Source organism: Chryseobacterium shigense (assembly GCF_014207845.1).
Classification (GTDB): Bacteria; Bacteroidota; Bacteroidia; order Flavobacteriales; family Weeksellaceae; genus Chryseobacterium; species Chryseobacterium shigense_A.
The window spans coordinates 1,325,761-1,344,090 of record NZ_JACHLC010000001.1 but is presented as its reverse complement, the minus strand read 5'-3'; the positions used below and the strand labels follow the sequence as shown (position 1 = coordinate 1,344,090).

At 36.5% G+C, this 18,330-nt stretch carries 14 protein-coding genes; 12 read left to right on the top strand and 2 right to left on the bottom strand.

Annotated elements, in window-relative coordinates; all coding sequences use genetic code 11:
- The first annotated feature begins 5 nt into the window (after window positions 1-5).
- The 5 genes from HNP36_RS06205 to HNP36_RS06185 all read left to right on the top strand — a co-directional run bounded on the left by HNP36_RS06205 (window position 6) and on the right by HNP36_RS06185 (window position 6,042).
- Window positions 6-389: a DUF3060 domain-containing protein gene (locus HNP36_RS06205; RefSeq protein WP_184159343.1), complete on the top strand. Its 384-nt coding sequence runs from the start codon at window positions 6-8 to the stop codon at window positions 387-389.
- 213 nt (window positions 390-602) lie between these two features.
- Window positions 603-2,768, top strand: a complete 2,166-nt coding sequence (locus tag HNP36_RS06200) for a T9SS type A sorting domain-containing protein (RefSeq protein WP_184159346.1) — start codon at window positions 603-605, stop codon at window positions 2,766-2,768.
- A 176-nt stretch (window positions 2,769-2,944) separates the two neighbouring features.
- The gene (locus HNP36_RS06195) at window positions 2,945-3,871 is read left to right on the top strand and encodes a mevalonate kinase (RefSeq protein ID WP_184159348.1); all 927 of its coding nucleotides are present in this window, start codon (window positions 2,945-2,947) and stop codon (window positions 3,869-3,871) included.
- A gap of 10 nt (window positions 3,872-3,881) precedes the next feature.
- Window positions 3,882-4,811, top strand: a complete 930-nt coding sequence (locus tag HNP36_RS06190) for a UbiA family prenyltransferase (RefSeq protein ID WP_184159350.1) — start codon at window positions 3,882-3,884, stop codon at window positions 4,809-4,811.
- Between the two features lie 64 nt (window positions 4,812-4,875).
- Window positions 4,876-6,042 carry a proline dehydrogenase family protein gene (locus tag HNP36_RS06185; protein ID WP_184159352.1) on the top strand — a complete coding sequence of 389 codons (1,167 nt, stop codon included), beginning with the start codon at window positions 4,876-4,878 and terminating at the stop codon, window positions 6,040-6,042.
- 89 nt (window positions 6,043-6,131) lie between these two features.
- On the opposite strand, the gene HNP36_RS06180 is transcribed toward HNP36_RS06185, so the two are convergent.
- Window positions 6,132-6,668, bottom strand: coding sequence for a helix-turn-helix domain-containing protein (locus tag HNP36_RS06180; protein ID WP_184159354.1), 537 nt, complete (start codon window positions 6,666-6,668; stop codon window positions 6,132-6,134).
- Between the two features lie 814 nt (window positions 6,669-7,482).
- On the opposite strand from HNP36_RS06180, the gene HNP36_RS06175 reads away from it, so the two are divergent.
- A complete protein-coding gene (locus HNP36_RS06175; RefSeq protein WP_184159356.1) occupies window positions 7,483-8,592 on the top strand; it encodes a M14 family zinc carboxypeptidase in 1,110 nt (369 codons plus the stop codon).
- Between the two features lie 124 nt (window positions 8,593-8,716).
- Here the strand turns inward: HNP36_RS06175 and HNP36_RS06170 are convergent, their stop codons facing one another.
- Window positions 8,717-9,226 (bottom strand): DUF4920 domain-containing protein, encoded by a 510-nt coding sequence (locus tag HNP36_RS06170; RefSeq protein ID WP_184159358.1) that lies wholly within the window; start codon window positions 9,224-9,226, stop codon window positions 8,717-8,719.
- Window positions 9,227-9,369: 143 nt separating this feature from the next.
- Between HNP36_RS06170 and HNP36_RS06165 the strand changes: the two genes are divergently transcribed.
- From HNP36_RS06165 to HNP36_RS06140, 6 genes are all read left to right on the top strand, one after another.
- Window positions 9,370-10,785 (top strand): APC family permease, encoded by a 1,416-nt coding sequence (locus tag HNP36_RS06165; protein WP_184159360.1) that lies wholly within the window; start codon window positions 9,370-9,372, stop codon window positions 10,783-10,785.
- 159 nt (window positions 10,786-10,944) lie between these two features.
- Window positions 10,945-11,385 carry a GPW/gp25 family protein gene (locus tag HNP36_RS06160; RefSeq protein WP_184159362.1) on the top strand — a complete coding sequence of 147 codons (441 nt, stop codon included), beginning with the start codon at window positions 10,945-10,947 and terminating at the stop codon, window positions 11,383-11,385.
- A 33-nt stretch (window positions 11,386-11,418) separates the two neighbouring features.
- Entirely contained in the window at window positions 11,419-13,302 is a 1,884-nt protein-coding gene (locus tag HNP36_RS06155) for a type VI secretion system baseplate subunit TssF (RefSeq protein ID WP_184159364.1), read from the top strand.
- 26 nt (window positions 13,303-13,328) lie between these two features.
- Window positions 13,329-14,261: a DUF3829 domain-containing protein gene (locus HNP36_RS06150; RefSeq protein ID WP_184159366.1), complete on the top strand. Its 933-nt coding sequence runs from the start codon at window positions 13,329-13,331 to the stop codon at window positions 14,259-14,261.
- Window positions 14,262-14,518: 257 nt separating this feature from the next.
- Window positions 14,519-17,350, top strand: a complete 2,832-nt coding sequence (uvrA, locus tag HNP36_RS06145; RefSeq protein ID WP_184159368.1) for an excinuclease ABC subunit UvrA — start codon at window positions 14,519-14,521, stop codon at window positions 17,348-17,350.
- 84 nt (window positions 17,351-17,434) lie between these two features.
- Entirely contained in the window at window positions 17,435-18,253 is an 819-nt protein-coding gene (locus HNP36_RS06140; RefSeq protein ID WP_184159370.1) for a hypothetical protein, read from the top strand.
- Window positions 18,254-18,330 lie beyond the last annotated feature (77 nt).

The window sequence follows — 18,330 nt, the reverse complement described above, 5'->3', positions numbered from 1 at the left end:
TTATTATGAAAAAAACACTGATCTTATCTATTCTTTTTGCAGGAATAAATTTAGCGTATGCGCAAAAAACTACAAAAGTTAATTCTCAGTATGGAACAAGTACTCAGAAAGATAAACATCTTGAAATTGATGGTATAGGACACAATAATTCCTATACTTTAAATGGAGGAAACGCAGAAATTTCTGGTGGCAGTAATGTAATTACAATTAACGGTTATGTAGATAAACTTGAGGTATCCGGCACTGACAACACAGTTTACATAGATAAAGTAACGCGTGTTATCGTGGAAGGAGGAAATAATAAGGTGTTTTATAAAACGTCACCTACTAAAGCGGGTAAGCCTAATGTTTCCATGACAGGAGTGGGGAATAGTGTGAAGAAAAAGTAAAAGAATTACATATTATAAAAATAGTTGAAGAGCTGAATTGATCTATTCAGCTTTTTTTGTTTAGTATAAGAAATAATTTTATTGTCTCAAATTAAGATATTTAGAATTTGGTGAGGATTTGTTATAAATTGTTAAAAAAGTATAAGAAAATGATAATTATTATTCACTAAATATTGATTTTTTTTGTTTATTTGCAGATCAAATTAAGTGAAAATGATTAAAAAACTTCTACTACTATGCCTGCTGCAATGTTTTGTATTTGGTTTTTCCCAGAAACTGAGACCTGTTGCACAGAAGATTTCCGAAGCCCATATCCGGAAGAATGATTTTCAAAAGTACGATCTGTTTCAAGTTGACAAGACTTCTAAAAAGCTTTTGGAATATAAAAGAGCAGCGACTGATATCACAGTAATGAACTTAAAATCTGCCGAACTGAAAAAGCTGGTTCAGGAAAAACCAGAGTATCTTGAAATAAGTTTTCCTTTCGATGGCGACAGACAGATTACGGTTGAGCTTTATAAAAATCAGATTTTTACAAACGATTTCAAAGTGGTTACCAATAAAGTGGAAATTGTAAATTATACTCCAGGAGTTTATTATATGGGAATTGTGAAAGGTGACGATAACTCCGTTGCAGCTTTCAGTTTCTTCGATAATGATATTGTGGGAGTAGCTTCTACCTCCGAACTTGGCAATGTAGTGCTTGGAAAAGCAAAAAATGCTGATGATTTTGTGAGTTATTCGGAATCAAAACTCACTGGGGCAAACCCTTTTGTGTGCGGAGTAGATGAGATGAAGGAAAATCAGACAAAAAATATATCATTTGATCCGTCTGTCAACAAGAAAGGTATGACTGAGAACTGTGTAAGAATTTACTATGAAGTTGCTTTTAAACCTTACCAGAATAATAATTCAAATACAACAACTACAACCAACTGGCTTACAGCTATCCACAATAATATTGCTACTCTTTACAGCAATGACAATATTAAAGTGGCATTGAATGAAATTTACATCTGGACCACGCAGGATCCTTATTCAGGAACTCCAAATGCTAATCTGGCCAGCTTTAGAACTAACAGGCAGACATTCAACGGTGATCTGGCACATCTTATCAATGCACCGGCCACTACAAGCGTTGCCTATCTGAATTCTTTATGTGGAACTTATAAACATGCCTATTCCGGTATTTCACAGACTTATTCAAATGTTCCTGTATATTCTTGGACTATTCAGGCAATGACGCATGAAATGGGGCACAGTTTAGGATCTCCTCATACCCATGCCTGTGCCTGGAACGGAAATAATACGGCAATTGACGGTTGTGGAGCTCAGGCAGGCTACAGTGAAGGATGTACAGGCCCGATCCCTTCAACAACAGTTAAAGGATCAATTATGAGCTATTGCCACCTTGTTTCAGGGGTGGGAATCAGTTTCAATAATGGTTTTGGTCCGCAGCCTGCAGCTTTGATCAGAAATACAGTTGATTCAAAGCCATGTCTGGGAACCAACTGTATCACCGCCTGTACATCTACCATTACCCAGATGAATGTTTCCAATATTACACAGGTTTCAGCTAATGCAAATTTTACAGATGCTGTTTCAACAACATGGAAGTATAAGCTTACCAAAATGGATGAGACTCCTGTTGAATCTGGAAATACAAGTTCTCAGACACTTAACTTCAACAGTCTTCAGCCTGCAACTTATTATAAATTATCCGTAGGTACTACGTGTTCCGCATCCAATGCATTCCAAAGAACTCAGGTATTCCTTACAGATGCTTCCTGGTGTGATGGCGCTTTGTTTACCGATACGGGAGGTCAGACGGCAGGGTACAGAAACGATGAAACAATTGTTAAAACTTTCTATCCGTCTTCAGGGGCACTTACTATGACCTTTACAGAATTTGCTTTGGAACAGGATTACGATTTTATGTATGTTTATAATGGTCCTTCTACGGCATCTCCTTTATTTGCAAATGGAAATAACCTTACAGGAAGCACCATACCGGGACCTTTTACCTCTACCCATTCTTCCGGAGCTATTACAGTAAGGTTTGTATCTGATCCAGGGGTTACGGACAACGGCTGGAAAGCCACTTTTTCCTGTAATGTTTTAGGAGTTGATGAGGTTGGTAAAAATGAAAATATTGTAAGCATCTATCCTAATCCTGCCAAAAACATGATCATTATTTCATCTAAAGATGGTTTAAAATCTTATAAAATTTATGATGAAGCAGGAAGGCTGGTAATGTCTGCATCTTCATTAAAAGGAAACAAGCATGAAGTTAATATCTCATCTGTTTTGGCCGGAAATTATATTGTAACGATAGAAACAGAGAAACAAACGATCAATAAAAAATTAATTAAACATTAATAGTTTTTTACAGAATTAATAATAAAAGCCTGATTATTTCAGGCTTTTTTCTGTATTTAGAGAACGCCTGAAGACAGAAAGAGCCGTTTTTATACCCAAATACATTGTAATTCGGCGCGGGTTTTGCTTATATTCAGCAGAATAATTTTAACTTTGCAAAAAGATTTATTGTCAAAATGACGAACCCTCTATTTTATGCAAAAATAATTCTGTTTGGAGAATATGGGATGATTGAAGACTCCCAGGGGCTTGTGGTACCTTATAGTTTTTATAAAGGAACCATGAAATTCTCAGATCTGAGTTCTGAATTCGAACTTAAATCAAACAGACATCTGCAGAAATACTCTGATTTCCTTGCAGCGCTTGATCTTTCTGATGATTTTAAGCTGGATATTGAAAGCTTTAAAAGTGATATTGCATCCGGACTTTTCTTTGATTCCAATATTCCCCAGGGATATGGAGTAGGCAGTTCCGGGGCATTAGTTGCGGCTATCTTTGAAAGATATGCAATAAGAAAGCTTGATCCTGAGCAAATTTCAAAAGACAATCTTAAAAAATTGAAAGCTGTTTTCGGTGAAATGGAAAGTTATTTCCATGGCAAAAGCTCCGGAATGGATCCTCTTATCTGCTATATGAACCTGCCAATCCTTATCGAAAATAAAGAAAACCTGGACAGGGTTTCTATTCCTGAAGGAGAAGAAGGAAAAGGAGCTATTTTCCTTATCGATAGCGGTATAACCGGAGAAACCGGACCTATGATCCAGATTTTCTTCGAAAAAATGAAAACGGAAGGTTTCAGAAAAACGTTAAAAGAAGAGTTTATCCGTTATAACAACGCATGTATTGAATCTTTCCTTAAAAAAGATATGAATCCTTTCTTCAGAAATCTGAAAAAGCTTTCCCACTGGGCGTATGAACATTTCCGTCCGATGATTCCTGAAAGTATTTTCAACATCTGGAAAAAAGGGTTGGATTCCAATGCTTACTATCTGAAGCTCTGCGGAAGCGGTGGCGGCGGATATATTCTGGGCTTCACCAAAGATTATGCGAAAGCAGAAAAAATGCTTGAAGGCTTCCAAAAAGAAGTGATTTACAGATTTTAAACAGATTGGAATGAATTCTGAAAAAGAAACTTTCCAATCTAAAAACTATATCTCTAAATCTATATTTTACAGATTCTCACAATTCGTAGGTTTTCTTATCGGTGCCCGTTTTTTTGTAGCTGTGCTGCTCACATTTGCCTTATATGTTTCTACATTTTTTCTGTTCAACCAGGATGAAACCTTCAGAAAATTTGTTTTTGACTTTAAAGTACACGGCATCATTTTCTGCACCGTTATAACCATTCTGGCCGGCGGAATTATCAACCAGTTTTACGATCTGGAAAAAGACCATGTGGTAAAGCCGTTCCGCACCAGGATCCAAAGTTTTATCAAGCAGAAGTATTTCCTATATGCTTATCTTGCCCTGACTGTAATTTCTCTCGGAGTTGCATGGATGATCTCTCATAAGGTTTTTCTGTTTTTTATTGTATATCAGTTCTTTATGTGGTTTTACAGCCATAAACTGAGCCGGTTGCTGATTATCAATAACCTTACTTTTGTAAGCCTTACGCTGTATCCTTTTTTTGGAATGATGGTATATTATGAAACCTTTTCCAGGAAAGTGCTGCTGATGGCTGTTTTTCTTTTCCTGATTCTTTTATGTATTGATATTGTGAAAGATATGCTTACAAAAAGTGTGGATAAAGCATTCGGATATACAACAATTCCTAATTATTTTAAAAATAAAAACACTCAGATCATCATTATTTCCCTGCTGATAATTACCATAGGTGTTTCCATGAAACTGATTACTAAAACAGGTATATCGGGGTTTATGTCTTATTATTTTACAGGAGGATTATTTGTACTGATTCTTTGCATTTACCTATTGATTAATTCTACCAGGAGAAGTAAATTCTTCACGCTCAATATATTAAGATTTTGGGTTTTTGTAGGAATTATTGCCATGCTTCTGAATGGAATTGAGAGCAAATTCTAGAAAATTTTCTTTAAATAAACTGAGGTTATTATTACCTTTGCAAAACTAAATTTAATAAAAAGGAATGCCCATTTTTAACGATACTAAAGTTGCATTTGCAGACAAGTCTGATGCACAACTGAGAAAGGCGTACTGGATGTTTAAAATGATTGAACAGCCGGCTCTTACCAGCCTTGGAACTTCTATTCTTAATTTTACGGTACACAATAACTTTCCTTTCGTGACCGGAATTGTAAAAAGTACTTTATTTGAACAGTTCTGCGGAGGTGAGACCCGTGAAGAAAGTATGAAGGCGGTAAAACAGCTTTTCAAAAGAGGAGTGGGAAGCATTTTCGATTATTCTATTGAAGGCAAAGAAGATGAGGAAACCTTTGATGCTGTATGTAAAGAGATTAAGGATATCATCAGATTCTCTGTAGGAAATCCGGCAATTCCTTTTATTGTATTTAAACCAACTGCTTTTGGCAGAATTGATCTGTATGAAGCGGTAGGAAAAGGAAATGAACTTACTACAAGCCAGAAAGAAGAATGGGAAAGAGTGGTAAGAAGATTTGATGAAGTCTGTAAGCTTTGCCATGAAAATGACAAAAAAGTAATGGTAGATGCTGAAGAAACTTGGATGCAGGACTCCGCAGACCAGCTTTGTGAAGAAATGATGGAGAAATACAACCAGGAAAAACCGATTGTCTGGAATACCATCCAGATGTACAGAACCGGAAGACTGGAATATATGGAAGCCCATCTTCAGAGAGCCAGGGAAAAGAATTATTTTATAGGATATAAAATTGTTCGTGGAGCCTACATGGAAAAAGAGCGGGCGAGAGCAGAAGAAAAAGGATATGATGATCCTATTCAGCCGAATAAAGAAGCTTCAGATAAGAATTATAATGCGGGAATTGATTTCGTGATGAATCATTTGGATAAAGTTTCTGCATTCTTCGGGACTCATAATGAGGTTTCGTCTGAGTTGGTGATGGATAAAATGAAATCCAAATCTCTTGAAAACGGAAATCCGCATGTGTATTTTGGACAGCTTTACGGAATGAGTGACAATATCACCTTCTATCTTTCAAATAAAGCCTATAATGTGGCTAAATATCTCCCGTATGGACCAGTAAAGGATGTTGTGCCATATCTTACGAGAAGAGCCCGTGAAAACACCTCTGTAGCCGGCCAGACCGGAAGAGAATTAGGGCTTATCAAAAAAGAACTGGAAAGAAGAAAGAAATAGTATGCATTAAAATATACAGTAAAGACATTCAAAAACTGAATGTCTTTTTTATTATTTAAAAAATTTACCTTTGAGTAATTTAATCATGTTTAAGGCTCAAAACTTTCAAATTTTCCGTTTTCGTAGAATAAAACAATCCTTTTTATCTTATTAGATTGATTATCAACAATTTGATTTAATAATTTTTCATCAGAATGGTCTAATCGCTGAGAATCGGATAAATTTTCCTTTCTCTTATATGGGGGCGGTATAAACGATTCTCGCGGGCTTTCATGTACAAGCTCAGTTTCTTCTTCAGTTCCAAAATCTTCATCATCTTTCATCATGGTAAACAGGTCGGGTAGCGGAGTAGGTTTTACCTTTTCGTTTTCAGTCTTTACTTCGGAAGCTGTTTCCTCTTCCGGTAATTCTGATTTCAGCATCTCACCTTCACCGGTAACCAGCCAGTCCCAGAGAATTTCCGGGAAACGGGATTTTATTTTTATAATGAATTCCAGAGACGGTTTATTCCTTCCGGAAGTGATATGCGAAATGGAAGAACGCTGTACATCGATTTCATCTGCAAACTCTGAAGAACTGAGATTGGAGTACTCTATAACTTTGGAAATTCTCTCATTTAAACTCATATAATAAGTTATTAATTATGTTACAAATGTAAATAATTAAATTTACATAGTCAAATTACAAATGTAATAAATAGTTATTTCTATAAAGATACAAATGTAAATTTAAAATTAATTATCTATATATCAGTCTTTTATAGTCGTAATTATTTTAATTTATTTATAGTTGAACAATGTAAATGCAGTTTTGCTTAATATATTTTTATTTGATTATACTGATAATCTTGTATTATTAAGCATATTTACTGAATATATGTTTAAATTGTAATTATATGATATACAGATAAATAAAAACAAATTTTTCTGCTTCCAATAAGAGATTATTATAATTAATAAGGGTAATAACTTCAATGTACAAATGTAAATAATAGTATAAACAACAGTATTTCAAATATTTGCCAACTAAAATTCAAGATTATATTCCTGATTTCAGATATAAATCATTAAATTCAAAAATGGGTCGTGCTAAGTTTCGAATTTGGGCATAATTTTGAATTTTCTCTTCAAAAACGTCTATTTACATATGTATACAACTGTTTCCATTGAAGTTTTCCACAATTGTAATGTTTAGATTTATTATGCCTATTTATAAATAGCATAGGTTTTATTCACTTAAAGTATACTTATAAATATCATTGATATAAAATTTATAAGTGATTGATTTTTATTTGGTTATTAATTTAAGTTTAAATTATATTCAATTAACAATTTTATCCACAGACAAAATGGCAGCTGACTATGTTTAAGAAGATTACAAATGTTAATCATTTTTTTTAGCTCAAAATTCATTAAATTTGACTCTTGTAAATTATTTATAATGAATTTTGACCAGATCTATTCTCCAAATCCTAATTTCCCAAATCGCTATATTTCTCCTGAAAAATTATTTTCTTACCTACAGACCAATCTCAGCGATTATATTCAGGAGATCGGAAGATCATATTTAGATAAACCTATTTATAAGTTAAGCATAGGAACCGGAACTATTAATGTTCTTGCCTGGTCCCAGATGCACGGAAATGAGTCCAATGCCACTCACGCTATGCTTGATCTTCTGGAAACTTTGAATAAAACTCCTGAAATGAAAGAAGATCTTTTCAGTAAGATAAAGCTGGATTTTATTTTTATGCTTAATCCTGACGGATCAGAGAGATGGACAAGACTGAATGCCGCAGATATTGATCTGAACCGGGATTTTCATAACGAATCCAGCACAGAGATTAAATTTCTTAAAAATGCTGTAGCTTCAGGTAAATATGATTATGCACTCAATCTTCATGAGCAGAGAACAATTTTTACTACAGACGGGATACATCCGGCAACGCTTTCCTTTTTGGCTCCCTCCGAAAATATAGAGCGTACCGTAACTGATAACAGGAAAAAATGTATGGCTGTAATTGGCAGTGTTTATGATCGTTTAAAAGAACTAATACCTAATCAGATCGGCAGATATACGGATGAATTTTATCCAACTTCCACAGGTGATAATTTTATTAAATCAGGCATGCCAACGATTTTGTTTGAAGGCGGGCATTTCGCAGATGATTATACAAGAAAGGGTACAAGAAAATATTATACAATCGCTTTATATTATGCGCTGAAAGCAATCAGTGAGCTGAATGCCAGTATTGATGGCTGGGAAAAATATCTTGAAATTCCTGAAAACCAGGAGACCCATTATGATATTATTTACAGAAATGTAAAACTGAATACAGATCATGAATGTATCCTTGATGTGGCAGTTCAGTACCGTGAAGTAATAGAGGAAGGCAAAGATGAAATATCTTTTGTACCATTTGTAATGGAAGTGGGAGATGTGAAAAAAAGAAAAGGCTGGCTGGAAATAGACTGTACAGGAAAGAAATTCGTAGCCGCTTCAAAATACCCCAAACTGGATGCTCCTGTAGAATTTACAATAGAAGATTAAAGGCAAATCTCCATTTTATAGGGATAAACTTCGAGTGAGATTTTCTACAAATTAAGATTACACATAAAACAAAATGTCCTCAAAAAGTATTACTCTTTGAGGACATTATTATTTTTATAAAGGATTAGTTTACCACTTTAATTCCATTGGCTACAAACCTGATCTCCTCTTTAGGAGTTGTAATAGCATCAATTTCAGCCTGAGGCTTCTTAGCATCTTCAGCATAATGTTTCTGCTCGTCTATTGAAGTTACTTTTCTTTCCGCAGTACCTTCCAGCACTACATTTTTACCTTTTAAAGCTGTTGGAACAAAGAATGCATAATCTTTCATTTTTACGAAAAACTGAGAATTATCTTCAGTCTGGATCGTAAGCCAGCATCCTTTTTTCTCACATACATCAGTTACTTTTCCTTTAACTGCAACACCTTCAACTTTTTTGTTGTCTTTCTTAAGCTTTTTGCTCAATTTATCTACCGTGATGGCTTTAGATTCTGAAGCTACTGCCGCTCCGTAAGTATCACCCACAATGGCATTTCCTGCAGGCGGTCCGAATTTTTTCTGTGATGTCTCCTGTGCAAAAGCTAAAGTGGAAACACTCACCGCTGCTGCAAATAATATAGCCTTGAATTTCATTTTTAATATTTTTTCCAAAAGTACTAATTAAAATTGAATAATAATTCGATAAAAACTTGATAAAAAACAGATGGTGCAGTAAATATTAAACAAATTTCAAAATCAATGTCAGATTTGTTTATATTTGACGTCTATACTTGAATATGCAGAAAAAACTGAAACTTTGGGATGCCGTTATGCTGGTAATGGGGTCTATGATTGGAAGCGGAATTTTTATTGTAAGTGCAGATATGATGCGGAACCTGGGATCCGGTTTCTGGCTGATTATAGTCTGGATTATTACCGGAGTGATGACAGTGGCAGCCGCAATCAGCTATGGAGAGCTTTCAGCATTGTTCCCGAAAGCAGGCGGACAATATACTTATCTCAAGGAAATTTTCGGGAAAAAGATGGGATTTCTTTATGGATGGGGATTGTTTACAGTAATACAGACAGGAACTATTGCTGCGGTGGCAATGGCTTTCGGCAAGTTTACAGCTTATCTTGTTCCTTCACTTAATGACGCAGCGCCACTTTTTCAGAGTGGAGAATTCAAGATTACATGGATACAGATCCTGGCAATAGCCGTTATTCTTTTACTTACTTATATCAATACAAGAGGAGTAGAGAGCGGTAAGATGCTCCAGAATATATTTACCGGATCAAAAATTATAGCCCTGGTAGGCTTGATTGCAGCAGGATTTATACTGGTTGATTTTTCACATCTGGCTGAAAATTTCAGTTTCGGCTTAGATTCGTTTAACAATCTTAAAAAAGATATCAGCGGTAATTTCCTTAAAGAAGGCTGGGAGCCAATCAGCGGAATGACTCTATTCGGAGGTATTGCAGCGGCTATGGTAGGCTCTGTTTTCAGCTCTGTAGCATGGGAGAGTGTAACTTTCGTTTCCGGTGAAGTAGAGAATCCTAAGAAGAACATCGTTAAAGCAATGATCTACGGTACTTCTGCGGTGATGATTCTTTATCTTGCAGTTAATTATGTATACCTGAACGCTCTAGACAGAGACAGTATTGCTTTTGCAGCCAATGACAGGGTTGCGGTTTCTGCATCACAGAATATTTTCGGAAGTGCCGGGACAATTATTATAGCTGTTCTAGTAATGGTTTCTACATTCGGTTGCGACAATGGCTTGATCCTCGCGGGAGCAAGAGTGTTTCAGACTATGGCAAAAGACGGAATGTTCTTTAAATCTGCCGAAAAAAACAATAAAAATGAAGTTCCGGAAAATGCTTTGTGGATGCAGGGAATCTGGGCTTCGGTGTTATGCCTGAGCGGTCAGTATGGCAATCTTCTGGATATGATTTCGTTTGTAATTGTTTTATTCTACATGATTACTGTTTTTGGAGTTATTTATTTAAGATTTAAAAAGCCTGAACTCGAAAGACCTTATAAAACATGGCTTTATCCTGTAACTCCAATAATTTACCTTGTAATAGGAACCGGATTTTGCGTACTTCTTCTTATTTATAAGCAGCAATATACCTGGCCGGGATTTTTAATGGTGCTTTTAGGACTTCCTGTGTATTATTTTATTAACAGGAACAAACAGACGGAACAATAGAATACATTTGACCGCATTAATAATATAAGGGCTTCCGGATTCATTCGGAAGCCCTTTTCCAATGATATTTTTGACATCTTTTTCCCATTTATTTCATGAAAATGTGTATTTTGGTATTTCTTTTCATAGAGAATTAGATTATGAAATAAGAAGTTGACTATGGACACACCAAATTACAGAATGCCTTTTGTACCTTCAGCATTAATGACCGAAGGAGGAAGTATTGATATTTGCGATATGGGCGAAAGCATTGCTCACAACATCATGCTTCTGATCACTACCAAAAAAGGCGAAAACAGGTATGATGACAATTATGGAAACGATGTCTGGAATCTGGAATTCGACAATGGAGTTACCAGCGCTGTTTGGGAAAACGTTTTCATTAAAAGCCTCAGAAGACAGATCCATGAATATGAACCCCGCATTGTACAGCCCCAGGTGGAAGCCCATATTCAATTTGTAGAGCACAGCTACGATACCAAAGAGCATACAGAGATCAAAAAGAAAGTAAGAATTGCCATCAATGCAAAAATGGAGGCAACAGGAGAGCGTTTCAGCTTTTCTACAGAACTATTTTTAAGTCCGATGTCAATAGACTAAACACTTTTCTAATAACCACCTACACAAAAATTTATGAACTTAGATCAAAATATATATTCCAAAGAATCTGTAAAAGCAAGAATGCTCCAGAATGCCACCAAAGTATGGGGACTGAAAAGCCCTCAGTCTCTGGATCCATTTGTAAAATTACTGATAGATGCATTCAGTACAGAGGTTTTTAAAGCCAATAACGAAATTCAGACCGTTAACGCAAGAATCCTTGAGAAACTAGCAAAACTCCTGACACCTTCCATTTATACCCACCCGATTCCGGCTCATTCAGTTGCTTTCACACAACCTTATGAATCTTCTGAAATTCTGCTGGAACATACTGAATTCTTTTTCCGTAAGCAGATGACATCTACTGTGAAATCAGAGTCTGATAAACAGCTTAATATTCCTTTTACACCGGTAGGAAATGTAAGACTCAATAAAATACAGACTGCGGTAATGTTCGTAGGAAACACCTGTTACAGTGTGGACGACAGGCTTAATAAGATACCTGTAGCACGTTTTCAGGGAAGGCCGGAAGATTACAGGAAAATAACCATTGGAATAGATGTGAGCAGATACGTGAGTGAAAACGTTCCTAAATATATCAGCATATTCTGTTCAAACCCTGCATTTGAGCATATAGACTTTGTATACAAGCTTCTTCCTTATATCACCGTTACCAGTAATGGGAATCCTTTATTTGTAAGAGAAGGACTGAGTTATCTCTCCAACAATCAGCAGGACGGATACGAGCAGATGTTTAAGGAGCAGTCTATCCGGAATAAAACCATTGAAGATATAAAAAGCGTTTACCGTCATAAATTCATTGAAATCACAGGACTTTCTGGAAGCCTGTTTTCAGAGCCGGGAGCATTGCCGCAAAATCTGGATTTTCTTAACGAAAAAGAAGAGATCAGAAAACAGATAGGAGATAAGCGTTATCTGTGGCTTACTTTTGAGTTCCCGCCGCAGTTTTCTGCTGAGATCTTAGATAACTTCTCATTTGTGATGAATGCTTTTCCTATCTATAACAGAGGATGGAAAAAGACTGAGTATAGCCTGGACATCATGGGGAATAATATTCCGCTTGTTACGGATGAAGGAGAACATTTTCTGTATGTAGATGAAGTTCAGGATGGAGACGGAAGAAAGTATACGGAAATTCCGTTTACTCCGGCAGATGATCTTAAAAAAGGGCTGTACACGGTAAGAAAAGGTGGAATGGAGCGTTTCACCAATAGAAATGCCGTTGACATGATCGCCAATGTCCTGGAGCTTACAAGAGACGAGATTGCAGCATTTTCACTTCTGAACAGGGATAATGTTAAAGGAGTGCTCAGTGAAATGTCCGATAAAATGAAGACCATGGTACAGAAAGTGAACAATGCCAAAAGAAATATCAGGCAGGAACTGAATTATGTCATTATGGAGCCTGTGGAAAAAACAGACCATACTTACGCTTCTTTCTGGATCACACACTGTACGCTTGCTAATCATATGCGCCCGGGAACAGAGCTTTCTAACCAGTTAAAATCACAAACCGTTGTACTTCTCACAGAAACAATAGGCGGTTCCGAGGAGCAGAAAGGCACAGACAGTATACAGGCTTACCGATATGCATTAACAACAAGAGACAAGATCATTTCCCTGGAAGACGTTAAAAATTATTGCAGAATGGTTCTGAAAGATGAGGTAAAAGAAGTAAGGGTAAGAAGAGGAACCATGATCAGCAACCGCCCGAAAGAAGGCTTTGTAAGAACTGTAGAAATAGAGATCATTCCACAGAATTATTCCTTCTATGGAAGAGCCTATTGGGAAAATATGGCCAATATACTCAGAAACCAGATCATTTCAAAAGCTATTGACGGAATTGAATATGTAGTGAAAATAAGCAATGAAGATATCGATCTTGACGAAATATAACTAAACCAACCCACAAACTATAAAATATGAGAAAAATTATTGTACTCGCAATGGCCCTGACCTTTACATCAGTCAGTGTCATAAGCTGTAAAAAAGACGTCAGTAAACTGGGTAAATCTGTTTTGAACCTTGGCAGTGCAAACGAAGCTAATGCTATTATTGATTTCAACAATAACTTTTTAGACTCTTATAAAAGTACATCTAAACACATAGAAAACATCCTTAAATATGCAGATGAAGCCTCAGTGAAAGCAAAAGGAGGTGATGTAATGATCATGCCTGTTGTTATTGGCGCTATGGATTTTTCATTTGGAAAGATCAAGGAAATACCATCAGGTTTCGGAAAAGACAAATCAGCAATAGAAGCGGATTTCAATACCTATAAAGCTAAAAGGGAAAGCATAGAGAAAAAGTTTGAAGAGCTTAAATCCTATATGAACTCTGAAGACTATAAAGATGATAAAGGAGCAAAAGCAGATGCCATAACAAAGGATATTGAGACTGAGGCCCAGGCTTTATTTACTTCAGGTGAAAATATAGTAGCTAAGATCAAGCCGGCCACAGATGCTGCTGAAGAAGTAATTCTGAAAGATCATCCTATGAAAGAGTATATCATCTCTTCTAAAAATGTGATGAATGCTCTGGATGCTAATATTGATGTACTGGATAAGCAGTATTCAGGAAAGTTCAATGAAGCGGAAGCTCAGAAAAAGTATGATGAACTTGCCAAAGCAGTAGAAGCCAATTCAAAACTGGAGTTCACGGTGAAAGATCCGCAGTATTCTTACAAAAAAACATTGTTTGAAAGCTTCAACAAAAATGCATCCGGCTTTTTGGATACTTACAGGAAAGTAATCCGTGATTCCAAGGGAACCGGTACAATTTCCGACAGTGATATTCAGCAGATTGATTCCTCTTATGAGTCTGTACTGAATTCTTACAACTCATTTGTAAAATAATAATAAATATAAAATTCATAGAAGACTGGTACAAGGTGCCGGTCTTTTTTATTTATAATAATTTTAAAGAAAGCCAGTATTAGCAATGTTATCCTGAGTGAAGTCGAAGGATTAAAAAACATCTATGTGAATTTCAATTGTATCCCTTTAAAAATTTAACTAAAATTAAACTTCAATAAAAATTTTCCGGGTAACACAATTCCATAAAATTCCGTAATTTTGCACATCGTGATTTTCATGTAGAATCACACCAAATTATGAGTAAATCAACAGACTATATAGAAGTTTACGGCGCCCGTGAACACAACCTTAAAAATATTAATGTCAAGATCCCGCGTAACGAACTGGTAGTAATTACCGGCCTTTCCGGAAGCGGAAAATCATCTCTGGCTTTTGATACCATCTTTGCAGAGGGACAGCGTAGATATATTGAAACATTTTCAGCATATGCCCGTCAGTTTCTGGGAGGTTTGGAACGTCCCGATGTAGACAAGATAGAGGGACTTTCACCCGTAATTGCCATAGAACAGAAAACCACCAATAAAAACCCGAGATCTACCGTAGGAACCGTTACTGAACTGTATGATTTCCTGCGTCTCCTGTTTGCAAGGGTTTCCGATGCCTATTCTCTTTCTACAGGAAAAAGATTGGTAAGTTATACGGAAGAACAGATCCTGGAAACCATCAAGGAAAATTATAAAGGTGAAAAAATAATGCTGCTTGCTCCCGTTGTACGTTCCAGAAAAGGACATTATCATGAGCTTTTTGTACAGATGGCAAAAAAAGGCTACGGCCAGGCAAGGATTGATGGCGAGCTGCAGGATATAGAGTATGACCTGAAGCTTGACCGTTATAAAACCCATGATATCGATATTGTAATCGACAGATGGATCATTGGTGAAAACGCCTCCGAGTCCAGAATGGAAAAATCCCTGCGTACCGCAATGGAAATGGGCGAGGGGATCATAGGGATACAGAAACTGGGAAGCACGGATATTGAATATTTCTCAAAAAACCTGATGGATGCTGAAACCGGCCATTCACTTGCACTGCCTGAACCCAACACTTTTTCTTTCAACTCTCCGAAAGGAAGCTGCCCGGAATGTAAAGGTCTGGGAACCATCAAAAAGATCAATACAGATTATTTTATAGATAATCCTAAACTGTCCATCAACCAGGGCGGGCTGTTACCGTTGGAAGATATTAAATCCAATAAATGGATACTTTCTCAGATCAAAAATATTCTTGAAATCTTTGGATTGGGAATGGGCACACCTATGCAGGATATTCCGGAAGAAGCGCTGGACTATATTTATAACGGTTGCCACAAAGAATTTAATAAGGACCTGAAATATGCAGGGATTACCAAAAAGATAAAAATAAGCTTCGATGGTCTTATCTCCTTTATGGAAGAGATTATTGATGAAAGGGAATCTTATGAAGCCGTATTGCTGGAAAGACACTTCACTACCGAAGAAACCTGTCCGGAATGCGGCGGAACACGTCTCCAGCCTGCAAGTTTAAGCTTCAAAATAGACGGGAAGAATATTGCTGAGGTCAATGCATTAAGCCTGTCTGATTTGAAGGAATGGTTATCAGATGTTAAAGATAAATTTTCAGAAAAACATAAAATCATTGCCCACGAGATCTTAAAAGAGATTGAAACAAGACTTCAGTTCCTTCTGGATGTTGGTTTGGATTATCTGAGCTTAAGCAGAAGTTCAAAAACACTTTCCGGTGGGGAATCCCAGAGGATACGTCTTGCAACACAAATTGGTTCACAGCTTGTGAATGTATTATATATTCTGGATGAACCAAGTATCGGACTTCACCAGAGAGATAATGAAAGACTTATCAGTTCACTGAAAAACCTCAGAGATATCGGAAACTCTGTTCTTGTCGTAGAGCATGATAAAGATATGATCCTAGAGGCCGATGAGGTACTGGATATTGGCCCTAGAGCCGGAAAATTCGGAGGCGAAATACTTTGGCAGGGAAAACCGAAAGATCTGTTGAAAGCCGATACCATCACCGCACAGTATATCAACGGAAAAAGAAAGATCGAAGTTCCTGCGGAAAGAAGAGCAGGAAGCGGCAAAAATATCATTCTGAAAGGCGCTACGGGCAACAATCTTAAAAATGTTACCCTTGATATTCCATTAGGAAAGCTGGTTGTGGTAACCGGAATTTCAGGAAGTGGCAAATCTTCCCTGATTAACGGAACATTGTACCCGATTCTTAATAAACATTTTTACAGAGCAGTTCAGGAACCTCTTCCGTACAAAAAGATTGAAGGTCTTGAGAATATTGATAAAATTGTTGATGTAGACCAGACCCCAATCGGAAGAACACCACGTTCAAACCCTGCAACCTATACGGGAATGTTTACAGACATCAGAAATCTGTTTGCAGAATTGCCGGAAAGTAAGATCCGTGGTTATAAGCCGGGAAGATTTTCTTTTAACGTAAAAGGTGGAAGATGTGAAACCTGTCAGGGTGGAGGATTAAAGGTAATTGAAATGAACTTCCTGCCCGATGTATACGTTCACTGTGAAACCTGCAACGGAAAACGTTTCAACAGGGAAACACTGGAAGTACGTTACAAAGGAAAATCTATTTCCGACGTATTGGATATGACAATTGACGAGGCCGTAGAATTTTTCCAGCCCATTCCTAAGATTTTTGTCAAAGTGAAAACTTTACAGGATGTAGGATTAGGATATATTACGCTTGGACAGCAGTCTACCACGCTTTCGGGAGGTGAGGCACAACGCATCAAACTGGCTACGGAACTTTCAAAAAGACAGACCGGAAATACACTTTATATTTTAGATGAACCTACGACAGGACTTCACTTTGAAGATGTGAAAATCCTGATGGATGCTATCAATCAGTTGGTAGAGTTGGGAAATTCATTCATCATCATCGAACATAATATGGATGTAATTAAGATGGCAGACTATATTATAGACGTAGGCCCGGAAGGCGGAAAACATGGCGGACAAATAGTTGCCCAGGGAACTCCTGAAGAAATTGTAAAATCCAAGAAAAGCCTTACCGGAAAGTTTTTGAAAAGAGAACTGGAATAAGGAAAATCAATTTAAACATTCAAAAGAATTTGCAAAAGCAGATTCTTTTTTTATTTTTAACCAGCCTATAACCAAACATTAATTATGAAAAAATATATAGTTCCTGCATTATTGCCATTTCTTTTATCCTGTAAAAAAGATGAAAAGGTTGTACCTTCTGAAAAACCTGTTCAGAAAACTGACACCATTACCCGGGAAATAGAATATCAGTTAGATAAAAACTCTGTTTTTGGAGTATATCAGCTAACGGATAAAGATATTGCCATCTGTATTCCGGTTCAGTTTGGCAATCAGGATCTTCCTTTATCTGAAAAGTATGAAGATTTCCTGGTTAAAGATTCTGTTCCCTGGATCTATAACAGAGATATGAAAGACTATAAATATTACGATACATTATCCGTGGACAGATTAATCTATAACAAAAGGTTTGAAGATACTTTTAAAAAGGAAATGAAAGACACGTATTTTGTTTACGGAACAAAAAGCTCGCAATCATGTATGGTAAAAAGAATCGTTTTTAAATCCGATGAATGCGGAAACGATTACATAGCCTATATCCTGAACGCAGATAAAAACCTGATCGGAAACCCGCTCATCGCTTCAGAAAAAGAGATTCCTTTACAGTATGGTAAAAACTATTCAGCGGAAAGTCTTTCCATAAAAAAATCAGCTTCCAAAGAAAGTACAGAGAACAATTATGGACACGGAAAATATAACCCGATAGTATTTGCAGGCTATAAGAACTTATATTTTACCTATTATGATAATTTTAAATGGTACAGGAAAGGTTCTGACTCTGAAGTTCAGTTTCCGGAAAGAGCCGTTTTTGAAACGGATTCCAAAGGAAAAGTAAAACTGTTGTGGAGCTCAGAAATGGATCTTCTCGGATTGCCCTGTCTGTAATGTTTTTAACAACAAATTAACTGTAAATAATGAAATGTTTGAATATGAAACTATAATAAAGAATAATTGAATTCGTT